This window comes from Collinsella provencensis, from assembly GCF_900199705.1.
Lineage (GTDB): Bacteria > Actinomycetota > Coriobacteriia > Coriobacteriales > Coriobacteriaceae > Collinsella > Collinsella provencensis.
Window position 1 is genome coordinate 1,063,348 of the sequence record NZ_LT904908.1, and the last position, 11,546, is coordinate 1,074,893.

The window sequence follows — 11,546 nt, forward strand, 5'->3', positions numbered from 1 at the left end:
CGCCATAGGCAGCCGGGCACGGTAAAACCTCGACTCTAGCCCTCGATCACGTCAATCGCGCGAATGAAGGCCGAACGCATGCCGGCGGCCTCGAGCTCCGCGACGCCCTTGATGGTCGTACCACCGGGCGAGCACACGGCGTCCTTCATCACGCCCGGATGCACACCGCTTGCAAGCTGCAGCTTTGCCGTACCGGCAACCATCTGGCTCACCATCTTGTATGCCTGGGCGCGCGGAATGCCGTATTTCACCGCCGCGTCCCCCAATGCCTCGATCACCATGGCGATAAACGCAGGCGAGCAACCGCCCACCGTCCCCGCCACCGAAAGCAACTTCGTCTCAACCTCGACCACCGTGCCGAGCAAGCCCAGCAGCTCGTGCACCAATACGCGCTCGTCCTCACCGAGCGTCGAGATGTTTTCGCAGGCGATCACGCCCTCATCAATTGACACCGGCGTGTTCGGGATCGTCGACACGTGACGCGTGCCGGGCAAGACCTTATCGAATTCCGCACAATCCCAACCCGCGGCCACGGAGATGAACGGAACGTTGGCAAGCGCATCGGCAATGGGCGTGAGCACGGGCTCGATCATGTACGGTTTGATGGCAACTACCACCAGGTCGACTTTGCCCACCAGCTCGGCGGCATCCTTGCACGCGTGCATGTTGCGCCACTCCGTGCGCTCCAGTAGGCGCTCGTACGAGCCCGAGCATGCATACATCTGCTCGCCGGCGATCTCGTTCGATGCCAACCAGCCGTCCGCCATGGCGCTCGCCATATTGCCAAATCCGATAAAACCGATTTTGACGTCCTTCAGCTCCATGTGAGCCACCTTTCCGCATTCCAGCGCGCACCATGTCGCACTCTCTATTCGCTGCTATTTTACGAGAATCTTGTTCGCCCCCACACATGACCGCGGCAACTGCACGCAATGCGCAGTAGAATGCACGACGCGACGACGCGAGGAACAGGCGATTGGAGGGGTCAACCGGTGAGCGAGTTGCTGGAAAGAGCGGCAAACACCCCTATCTCCCTGCCCGGACGTCGAGCTAATACGCAAGCTGGAACAACGAACACCGGCATCTCCCATGAACGCATAGCTCTGTACGACAACATCAAGGGAGTGCTCATGCTCCTTGTGGTGTTCGGGCACGTCGCACACCCCGTCCACAACTCCAACCCCGTACTGAGCGCCTGTTTCGACGTTATCTACCTGTTCCACATGCCGCTGTTCGTATTTGTATCCGGCATGTTCGCCAAAGGGGCGTACCGCGACGGCAAACTCAACGTCAACCGGATCATCAGCTTCCTGGTGCTGGGCTTCGCCTTCCAACTCGCCCTTGCATATGTCAACGGTGCACGATTTACGCTCGCGCGCATCTGCGCCTTCACCTCGGCACCCTGGTATCTGCTCGCCATGGCCTATTGGTATGCGCTCATACCTCTGCTCTGCGTGTTGAAAGCGCGGAAAGGCATCGCGCTTTCGGTTGTCATCTCTCTGTTGAGCGGCTTTGTCGATTTTTCGGATGGTTTTCTTGCCATCGGGCGAGCAGCCGCATTCCTGCCCTATTTCGCGCTGGGCTATTACCTCGATCTCCGAAGCGTTCCGGCAGTGCGACATACGCGCGCCGCATACGCGGCAGTGTTCGTCGCAGGGCTCATCGTGCTTGCGCGCCTCTGCAACGCCAACGCATATGGATGGTTCTTCCCCTTGGTCTATGGCGACAACCCCTACCAAGCGGGACCGGTCATTGGCGTGCTACAACGCGCCTGTACATTCTGCATCGCCGTCATATGCTCGCTTGCCTGCCTGAGGCTTACCCCATCCCGAACAAACATGCTCACCACGCTGGGAAGACGCACGCTCCAAGTGTACATTCTGCATCGCCTTATCCGCGCATGGCTCACCTTCCACACGCCGCTTTACACCTTCCCGTTCATGGACGACCCTGTAGCTGAAACGCTGGTCGCTCTTGCGCTATCGTTTGCCATCGCAGCATGCTGCACCATCTCTGTTTTTGAGAGGCCCCCCTCGCGGCTCCTCAAAATACAGTGGATTGGCCAGCGGCAGGGAGCGCGTCGCTCAGGGGCGTCAGGATAATCCAGATGCCAGGCGCCAAGCCTAGTGCCAGGCCTCATATTCCTTCTTGACGCTGTTCGCAAAGACAAACGCGCCGGCCGTGCACGCCAGGCTGAGCACCGCGCTGATCGTGCGCACCATGTCGACGCCAAAGCCCTGGAAGACGCAGAGCACCACATTGACGAGCGCAACCACCAAGCCGATAAGGGCAAGCGTGCAGGCGGAGCCAACCCTGGACGGCACGTTGGCCGCGCGCATACCGGCAAGGCCGAGCACCAGGTTGATGCCCGCGCCGAAGCCGGCGGCGAGCGACAGTACGATGCGGGCAGTGTCGGCAGACATCTCAAACGGCGCGTTCTCCAACGCGACACGCGGGTCGCCAAAACCCAAAACGACGACAACGATGCAGAGCACCGCCGCGAGAAGCGTAACCATCGAAACGATTTTGAGATACTTGCGAGAAGAACTCATCTCTTTCCTTTCAAGAAACGGTATGCAGGCAACGACATTGCCCGCGTAGCCTTACTTCTTTTGAGGCGCAGGCGGAGCAGGAACCGGCGGTACCGGGGCGGAATCGTTGGCCTGCGAGGCAGTGACCATCTGCTCGAATATGCTCGCGGACTGCGTGAAATCGGCGGGCAGCACCACGGTGCTCGCACGACCGCTCTTAGCGAACTCGTTCATCATCTCGGTCCACTGCGTGAACATAAACAGCTGGTTAGCCTCGTCGTTTCCCACGCCCGTCTCTTGAATGATCTCGAGCGAATCCTTGATGCCCAAGGCGATCGCCTTGCGCTGATTGGCGATACCCTCGCCCGCTTTCTCCATCGCCTCTGCCTCGGCTTTTGCCTCGGTCACGCGACGGATACGGTCCGCTTCGGCCAAGTCCTGCGCCGCCGCCTTGGTGCGCTGCGCAGCATTGATTTGGTTCATGGAATCCTCGACCTCGGACGGCAGCGCGATCTTGGTAATCAGCGTGCTCACGAGCGTAAAGCCATAGGCGTCCATCTGCTCGGACACGGTGGCGTTCACGTCCTTGGCGATGTCATCTTTCTTGGCAAAGACCTCATCGAGCGTGTACACGGGGATGGAAGAGCGCAACGCGTCGGTGATGAAGTCGCGCATCTGGGCAACGGGCTGCTGCAGCATGTAGTAGCTCTTGTACACACCGGACTCCGAGGGGCGCGTGCCCATCTCGTAGCTCACGTGATACTGCGCGGACACCTCGAGGCCGATGGTCACGTTGTCCTGGGTTTTAACGTCGATGTCAAAGCCGTTCTTCATGGTGCGCAGACTCACCGTGGCTGCCTTGCGATCGATAAACGGGATTTTGGCGTGGAAGCCCGCACCAACGATCCGCTTGAATTTGCCCAGGCGCTCGATAATCACAGCGTGCTGCTGTTTGACCACGAAAAAGAGGTTTCCGGTAACCGCACCAACAAACAGCACCAAAATGGCGATACCTATCAGCCCGCTAATAAGCTGAGTGATGGCAAAGAGCATGTTCTGTCCTTAGAACGAGGAATACACATGGAGAAATGATACCCGTTTGTCACGCACTTCGTGCAGAGAGGCCGCGCGGTTCCCGCAGACGGACATCGTGCAGCTCGTCGATCGGCGGACAACGCCGTGGGTCGTTTCGCAGCAAGAAGTGCGCACCCACAACGAATGCAATATCGAAACGTCGTTCGCCCCCATGAGTTGCCGGCCAACCGACCGCCTGCCTGTCGAGTCCATTCAGGAAGGCGGTATACTTAACCAACGGGTCAACATATCGGGAGGTTCGCCATGGCAACGCGCAGGAAGCACGACGTTGAGGTCGATCCATTCAACGCAGGCGAACCAACGTTACCGTGGGATGAACCTGACGCGTATATCGGCAACGAAGGCGACGATTGCGCCTTTGGCGATGCCCCGTACAAGAGCCCCGTCAAAACCCGTGACAATTACGACGCGCCCATCTCGAAATCCACTGGTGCACGGGTAAAAACCGAAGACCGTCAAACCAGCAAAGCGGCTCGTAAGGCGGCAAAAGCCGCTGCAAAACAGGCACGCGCCCATGCGAGCAAAACGGCGGACAAGCCGGTTCATGTCATTAGGACGGTCCTCATCATCTTTATCCTGGTCAACGTTGTGGGGGCACTTTTCGACCTCGTGTTCGATCAGATCATTCCTGCTTTCTTTTTCGATGAGCCTGCAATGGAAGAGGACTACAGCACAGATCCCGTGGTCTACGACGAAGATGAACAGGCGTGCGTCGATATCGTGAGCGCCCGCCTCGACCAGCTGACCTCAGCAGAAGGGCCCGAGAGGTCCACAGTCGCGGACGCCTTTGACAAAAATCTCTCCGATTCACTCGGCTACTCCGCCGAAGAGCTGGGCCTCGACGCCAACGGCTACGCCGGCTGGCTGCTCACAAACTGCTCGTACAAGGTTTCCTCGGTTTATACCTTTGATGATGGCACGGCGAGCCTCTACTGCGACATATGGTGCCCCGCATCCTATGAGGTAGAGAACGACTTGATGGACGAGCTTGTCGAGTATTTTTCCGACGAGGGAATTTCAACAGACCCAAATCATCAAGCCGCCCTGTCCGAAGGGCAAAAGGCCGAGATACGAGAAATCTTTGGTGACGTGCTCGCTAAAACGGACCTCGACCACAATTCCTACGCGCACTTTGCCCTCAACAACATCGACAGCGTCTGGACGATTGACGAAGAAGAGTATGCATCCCAAATTGAGATATCATTGGGCATCTTTTAGAGGGTATATTTAGTATGTCCGCGAGTCTCGAGAGCCCGAACACGTGGGAACGCCGAGATTCCTGTAGAACGGAGCTATTTTGATTTCTATGATTATCGGCATCATCATCGTTGTCGGCATCATCATGGCCATCGCCGGCATTTACAACAACCTCGTCACCCTCCGCAACCGCGTTGACAACGCGTGGCAAAACATCGACACGCAGCTGCAGCGCCGCAGCGACATGATTCCCAACCTGGTCGAGACAGTCAAGGGCTACGCCGCGCACGAGAAGGAGACGCTTGCCGCCGTTGTCTCCGCGCGCAACGCCGCTGCTTCTGCCACGACGCCCGACGAGAAGATGGCCGCCGACAACGTGCTCTCCGGAGCCCTACGTCAGCTCTTCGCCGTTGCCGAGGCATATCCCGACCTCAAGGCAAATTCGAACTTCATGCAGCTCCAGGCCTCGCTCGAGGAAACTGAGAACAAGATTTCCTACGCACGTCAGAGCTACAACGACTGCGTGCTGAACTATAACAACGGTATTCAGACGTTCCCCGGAAACATCTTTGCCGGCATTTTCCAGTTCAAGCCGCGCACCGGCTTTGAGGCTGCCGAGGCGGCGCGAGAGGTCCCGCAGGTCAAGTTCTAATGCCCTCTGCTCCGTCGCCATTCGGCCAAAACGAACAGAATATGCGAGCCGTTCAGGGCGGCGTTGCTGATGGCGGCGTAAAGGGCGAGCAGGTCGGCGTTGGCGACCGCACCGCGGCCGACGCGTCCGACGGCGCGCGCTTCCAGCGTCCAGAGCGGCGACCCCGCTCCCGTTATATCCCCGCGCTCGACGGCATCCGCACGCTGGCGGTTGCCTTTGTTGTGCTCTACCACATCAACCCGGTGTTCGCCCCCGGCGGTATGCAGGGCGTGACCATCTTCTTCGTACTTTCGGGATATCTCATCACACATCTGCTGCTCACCGAATTTGACGGAACGGGCCGCATCGACCTTAAAGATTTCTGGAAACGACGCCTGCGTCGCCTCGTCCCTGCTACTGTTGTCGTGGTTGTGGTAACCGCTGCGCTTTGCACGCTGCTCAATCACGTGATGCTCACCAAGATGCGCCCCGACATCATTCCGTCGCTGCTCTATCTGAACAATTGGTGGCAGATCTTCAACAACATGAGCTACTTCAGCGCGGTGGGCGATCCCTCGCCGCTCACGCATTTCTGGTCACTCGCCATCGAAGCGCAGTTTTACCTGGTTTGGCCCGGTCTACTGCTCCTCATCTTGCGTAGCGGCAAGTCGCGCACCTCTATCCGCCGCGTCGCACTCGCACTTGCCGCGATTTCCGCTCTCGAAATGGCAATCCTGTACAACCCCGCAGCCGACCCGAGTCGCGTGTACTACGGCACCGACACGCGCGTCTTCTCCCTGTTGCTGGGCGCATGGCTTGCATTCATCCCGTTGCAGGCTGTTCCCGAGCGCCTCGAGCTTGCCGCCGCGCACTTCAAGCAGACGAGCGGTAAGCAGCTGGGCCATGTAACGCACGGTCTGCGGGCTGCGCGCACCAAGCAGCCAGCGCCCACGATGCGCAAGACCCAGCCTGCGAACACGCCGCGTATTCCAAGCGCCAATCTGCTCGACGTGCTTGGTGCCCTTGGATTGCTCGGCACGTTCCTGCTCGTGCTCTTCACCAACGGCTACACGGCGTTCCCCTATCGCGGCGGCATCCTGTTGGCATCGCTGTTCGCCGTCATGCTCGTCGCTGCCTGCGCGCACCCCGAAAGCAACCTTGCCAGGCTCTTCGGCCTCAAACCGCTCGCATGGCTGGGCCAGCGCTCCTATGGCATTTACCTGTGGCATTATCCGTTGCTGCTGCTCATGAACCCTGTGAGCGATATCTCCGAGAAGCCTTGGTGGGTCTATCTGATTCAAATCGCAATCGTCGTTGCAGTTGCCGCCATCTCGTATCGCGTGATCGAAACGCCGTTCCGTCACGGGGCTTTGAGCTCGTTCCTCCAGCGCGTCTCCGGCAACCGGCACGAGCTTGGAGCTTGGATGAAGCGCAATGCCATCTTGCTGGCAGCCTGCTGCGCGGTAACCCTAGTCGCCATCGGCGGACTTGTCTTTGTGCCCGACACCTCTGCGCTAAGCGAAGAAGGTGCCGTGATGCTTCAAGGCGGCGACTCCGGAGAGCAGGGCGGCTCGGAAGTCGTCATCAAAGACGGTAGCGCGGACGATGGGTCTGCCGTTGATTCGTCGGGATTCCCCGAGAACGCCTACGATGTCACGATGCTCGGCGACTCCGTATCCTTGCGCGCGGTCGACGTATTCCAGCAAACCTTTGAACACGGCTACATCGACGCCCAAATGAACCGCCAGTTCACCACTGGTACGGAAATCTACCGTTCAATGCTCGACCAGAACATGTGCGGGCGTGTTGCGGTGTTTGCGCTTGGCACAAACGGCCCCATCAGCGATGCACAAATCGACGAGCTCATGGGGCTTGTGGGAGAAAAGCGCATCGCCGTGTTTGTGAACAACCGCTGCCCGCAGCCCTGGATTGCCCCCAATAACGAGGTGTTCGCACGTGCCGCCGAGCGCTATAAGAACGTCATCCTCATCGACTGGTACAACTACAGCGCAAATAACAACGCGCTGTTCGACGGAGACGGCACACACCTCAGCTCCGAAGGCGCCCAAGCATACGTGCAGCTCATCTACGATACGGTTAAACCCTACCTGCCCATTCACCTTGACGACGGCGACGACCCGCGTCTGCTTGCGGCACAACATATGCTCGACAGCATGCGCAATGCCGCAAAACTTGATCTTCCGACAATCAAAATCGAGGAAAAATAAGGGCACGACCCCGCTCCGCTCCAAAATGCGCGAAGTGAGAAGATTGCCGGGGGCATGCCGAGTACACAGAAAAACATCGATTCTGCTACCTGGAGTTTCTTTGGTGCAAAGCCCCGGTCTACTCACCATGCCCCGATAAAACTTCTCACTTCGCGCATTTTTGGACGCGAGTGGTGCAAAAGCAATGTCAACCGAGGTGCATGAGCAAACAAAGCACGCCAACAAAAACTGAAAATCGCGGGTTACAGCAGCGTAATCTCGAACGAGCGCTCGTCCACCTCGCCGGGGGCGAGAATGGTGATGTTGTCGCGGTGCTCGAAAACGTCGTCTTCGACGTCGAGCGCGGCATGGCCCGTCCAAGGTTCAACGGCAACGAAAGGCGCATCGGGAGCCGCCGACCAGATGCCCACGAAGTCAAAATCGGGGAAGTCCACGCGCACACCGTGGCCAGACTTCTTTCCCACCAATTCGATGCGCGCCCCGGGAACATCTCTGAACACCACCGTATCAAAAACGAACAGATCGCGCGAAACGGACAGCGCATCCGCGTTCTGAAGCACATGGAACGGATCCGCATAAGACATGATGCCGTCCACGGAAATCTTGGGGGAATCCGCAGTCCACGCCTCGGTAAAACGCAGCTCGTAATCCTCGAAGGTCTCCCCTTCGACGCCAGACACCGGAACGTTGAACGCAGGATGGCCTCCCACCGAGAACGGCATGGGAACGTCGCCCGCATTCTCAACACGGAAAGTCTGCTTGAGCGTAGCGGGTCCCGTAATCGCGTAGGTCATACGAAGGGAGAAGGGGTACGGATAACGAGCAAGCGTGTATTCGCTCTCGCTCAGCTCGAAGGCCACCGACGCGCCATCCTCGGATTGTTCGACGAGATGAAACTCGACATCGCGGGCAAAGCCGTGCTTGGGCACGGGCGCTGGACCTGCGGCCGTTTGCAAGACATCGTATCCTGTGGCACCTACCAGCGGAAAGAGCACCGGAGCGCTCTTGCCCCACCACTTCGGATTGCCCTGCCAGAGATACTCACGACCGTCCAGCGCAAGGCTTTTCAGCTCGGCGCCCATAGTTGAAATAACGGCGCTCAATGTTCCCTGAGAAATCGTGACGTTACTCGGCATCAGAAGCTCCTATCCGCATGACTGGGGCAAGGTGCCCCCCTGTTTTTCCGCACGTCTCAATAATATCCATTTTGCATTACGGCAACTTTGGAGCGGAAAACTGGGCGGTTGTTTGCATAGGAAAATGAACGCTGCAACGTGCCTGATGCGTTCTCGGTTAACGCTCTCGAAATATTTATTAGGTTCCTGATTATTCGGTACCTTGACTTATTTTTTACACCTGTGTATTCTCATTCGCATCAAAAGAAAACGGATGAAAAGGAGGGCTACACGTTGAAGGCAACAACACACGGAGACGTGAGCGCTTCTAACGAGCGCCATGCCACACCCGCGCCGAACACTGCGGAAACGCCCCTGCAAAACGTGCCCGAATCCTGCCCGGAACTCGAGGTTCTTGAGGCTGCGACCAGGCCCACGGCCATCGACCAGATCACAAGCGAAGAAGAACGCGAATCCGCCGAAGCCGAGCGTGCCAAGCGCATCTTGGAGGGACTCGGTTTTTGCGGTCACTACATGCACTTCCACGGAGGCGGACGTTCGGGCCAGGTGCCCATTCTGTGCATGCTCGACCGCAGTGGCGGCAAGCTTTCCCAGCTTGAGCTCGGCTCGCGTCTTGAGCTCAAACCCGGTTCCCTCTCCGAGATCCTCTCGAAGATGGAGGCCGCTGGGGTTATCGAACGCATACGCGACACCAAAGATCGCCGCCAGTTGCTCGTGAGCATCACCGAGCAGGGGGCCGCCATCGCCCAGCGTGAGCATGAGCGCCGCCGGGAATTCCGTCTCAAGGCGTTCACCGCGCTCACTGACGCAGAGCAGGACCAGCTTGCCGACATGCTGCAAAAAATCCGTACCACGTGGGAGGAGCTTGATGAATAATATCTTCAAAACACTTGCGGGCTCCATTCGCCAATATAAGAAAGCCACCATCGCAACGTCGCTTCTCGTGACGGGCGAGGTCGTCTTTGAGGCGCTCATCCCCTTCGGAACCGCCTCACTCATCGACAGCGTCAAAGCCGGAGCCGACCTGCCCACGCTCCTCACCTATGGCGGCATGCTCGCCGCCATGGCAATCATCTCGCTCATGTTTGGCGCGGCGGCCGGTCTTACATGCGCCAAAGCATCCTGCGGCTTCTCACGCAACCTCCGCCTGGACATGTTCCGCGCCATTCAGACCTTCGACTTTGCCACCATCGACCGCTTCTCCAACTCGTCGCTGGTCACGCGTCTCACCACGGATGTCCAAAACGTGCAGATGGCCTTCATGATGCTCATCCGTGCTGCCATCCGCAGCCCACTGATGATCATCTGCGCCTTCACCATGGCATACATCATGGGCGGATGGCTGTCGTTCATCTACCTGGCAATCATGCCGTTCCTCGGTATTGCCCTGTTCACCATCGTGCGCAAGGTGCACCCCGTCTTCCAGCGCATCTTCCATAAGTACGATGCCCTGAACGAGTCCGCTGAGGAGAACCTCTCCGCCATCCGCGTGGTCAAGAGCTACGTGCGCGAGGACTACGAGATCGATAAGTTCTCACGTGCTGCCGAGGAGGTCGCCCACGACTTCACGTTCGCCGAGCGCATCCTTGCCCTCAACGCGCCGATCATGAACTTCTGCATGTACACCGTCATGACCTTCGTCATCGGCGTGGGCTCGTACGCCATCATCGACACCCAGGGCACGCTCATCGACGTGGGACAGTTCTCCAGCCTTATCACCTACGGCATCCAGATTCTCATGAACCTGATGATGCTCTCCCAGGTATTCGCGCTGTGCACCATCGCCGAAGAGGGCGCAAACCGCATCTGCGAAGTGCTGTCTGCAAAGTCCGAAATCGTCAACCCCGAAAACCCCGTAACCGAGGTGCCCGACGGCTCCATCGACTTCGAAAACGTGGGCTTTGCCTATGCATCCCGCAGCAGCGCCGAAGCGCTCTCCGACATCGACCTGCATATCAAGAGCGGTGAGGTTATCGGCATCATCGGATCCACGGGTTCGGCCAAGTCGAGTCTTGTGCAGCTGATTCCGCGCCTGTACGACACCACGCGCGGAACGGTGCGCGTAGGTGGCATCGACGTGCGTGACTACGACCTGGACACGCTGCGCAACGAGGTTGCCATGGTGCTGCAGAAAAACGTGCTGTTCAGTGGCACTATTGCAGAGAACCTGCGCTGGGGCAACGCCGAGGCAACGGACGAGGAAGTCATCGAGGCGGCGCGCTTGGCACAAGCCGACGAGTTCATTCAAGGCTTCTCCGACGGCTACGAGCACCACATCGAGCAGGGCGGCGCGAACGTCTCCGGCGGCCAGAAGCAGCGTCTATGCATCGCCCGCGCACTGCTCAAGCGTCCCAAAATCCTGATTTTGGACGACTCCACGTCCGCCGTGGATACCAAGACGGACAAGCTGATCCGCGCCGGTTTGCGCTCGTATCTGCCCGAAACAACCAAGATCATCATTGCGCAGCGCACGGGCTCGGTGGAGGACGCTGACCGCATCATCGTTATGGACAGCGGACGCATCTCGGCCGTTGGCACGCATGACGAGCTGCTGCGTCGTAGCGAGATTTACCGCGCCGTGTACATGTCCCAGAACAAGCAAAGCCACGACGAGAAGCAAATCGACATCGAAGACGAGACTATGGAAGCGGTTGCGGAGGTAACCATGGAGGCGCCCGCGACCGAAGACCAAACCTCCCGAGAGGAGGCGAACGCCCATGAGTAAGCA

The 11,546-nt window shown here is 58.5% G+C and carries 10 protein-coding genes; 6 read left to right on the top strand and 4 right to left on the bottom strand.

Annotated elements, in window-relative coordinates; all coding sequences use genetic code 11:
- Positions 1-35: 35 nt before the first annotated feature.
- The gene (proC, locus tag C1711_RS04825) at positions 36-824 is read right to left on the bottom strand and encodes a pyrroline-5-carboxylate reductase (protein WP_102338037.1); all 789 of its coding nucleotides are present in this window, start codon (positions 822-824) and stop codon (positions 36-38) included.
- Between the two features lie 168 nt (positions 825-992).
- On the opposite strand from proC, the gene C1711_RS04830 reads away from it, so the two are divergent.
- The gene (locus C1711_RS04830) at positions 993-2,102 is read left to right on the top strand and encodes an acyltransferase family protein (RefSeq protein WP_234346256.1); all 1,110 of its coding nucleotides are present in this window, start codon (positions 993-995) and stop codon (positions 2,100-2,102) included.
- 21 nt (positions 2,103-2,123) lie between these two features.
- On the opposite strand, the gene C1711_RS04835 is transcribed toward C1711_RS04830, so the two are convergent.
- A complete protein-coding gene (locus tag C1711_RS04835) occupies positions 2,124-2,552 on the bottom strand; it encodes a hypothetical protein (RefSeq protein WP_102338039.1) in 429 nt (142 codons plus the stop codon).
- Between the two features lie 51 nt (positions 2,553-2,603).
- A complete protein-coding gene (locus C1711_RS04840) occupies positions 2,604-3,584 on the bottom strand; it encodes an SPFH domain-containing protein (RefSeq protein ID WP_199824842.1) in 981 nt (326 codons plus the stop codon).
- 285 nt (positions 3,585-3,869) lie between these two features.
- Between C1711_RS04840 and C1711_RS04845 the strand changes: the two genes are divergently transcribed.
- From C1711_RS04845 to C1711_RS04855, 3 genes are all read left to right on the top strand, one after another.
- On the top strand, positions 3,870-4,844 hold the full coding sequence (locus C1711_RS04845; RefSeq protein WP_102338040.1) for a hypothetical protein: 975 nt from the start codon (positions 3,870-3,872) through the stop codon (positions 4,842-4,844).
- An 88-nt stretch (positions 4,845-4,932) separates the two neighbouring features.
- Positions 4,933-5,475 (top strand): LemA family protein, encoded by a 543-nt coding sequence (locus C1711_RS04850; protein WP_199824881.1) that lies wholly within the window; start codon positions 4,933-4,935, stop codon positions 5,473-5,475.
- Positions 5,476-5,516: 41 nt separating this feature from the next.
- Positions 5,517-7,682 carry an acyltransferase family protein gene (locus C1711_RS04855; RefSeq protein ID WP_102338042.1) on the top strand — a complete coding sequence of 722 codons (2,166 nt, stop codon included), beginning with the start codon at positions 5,517-5,519 and terminating at the stop codon, positions 7,680-7,682.
- 242 nt (positions 7,683-7,924) lie between these two features.
- On the opposite strand, the gene C1711_RS04860 is transcribed toward C1711_RS04855, so the two are convergent.
- Positions 7,925-8,818: an aldose 1-epimerase family protein gene (locus C1711_RS04860; protein ID WP_102338043.1), complete on the bottom strand. Its 894-nt coding sequence runs from the start codon at positions 8,816-8,818 to the stop codon at positions 7,925-7,927.
- Between the two features lie 273 nt (positions 8,819-9,091).
- Between C1711_RS04860 and C1711_RS07855 the strand changes: the two genes are divergently transcribed.
- Complete coding sequence (locus C1711_RS07855) at positions 9,092-9,694, top strand: MarR family winged helix-turn-helix transcriptional regulator (protein WP_234346258.1); 603 nt, start codon at positions 9,092-9,094, stop codon at positions 9,692-9,694.
- Entirely contained in the window at positions 9,687-11,543 is a 1,857-nt protein-coding gene (locus tag C1711_RS04870) for an ABC transporter ATP-binding protein (protein WP_234346259.1), read from the top strand. The genes C1711_RS07855 and C1711_RS04870 overlap by 8 nt, the downstream gene beginning before the upstream one ends.
- The last annotated feature ends 3 nt before the right edge of the window (positions 11,544-11,546 follow it).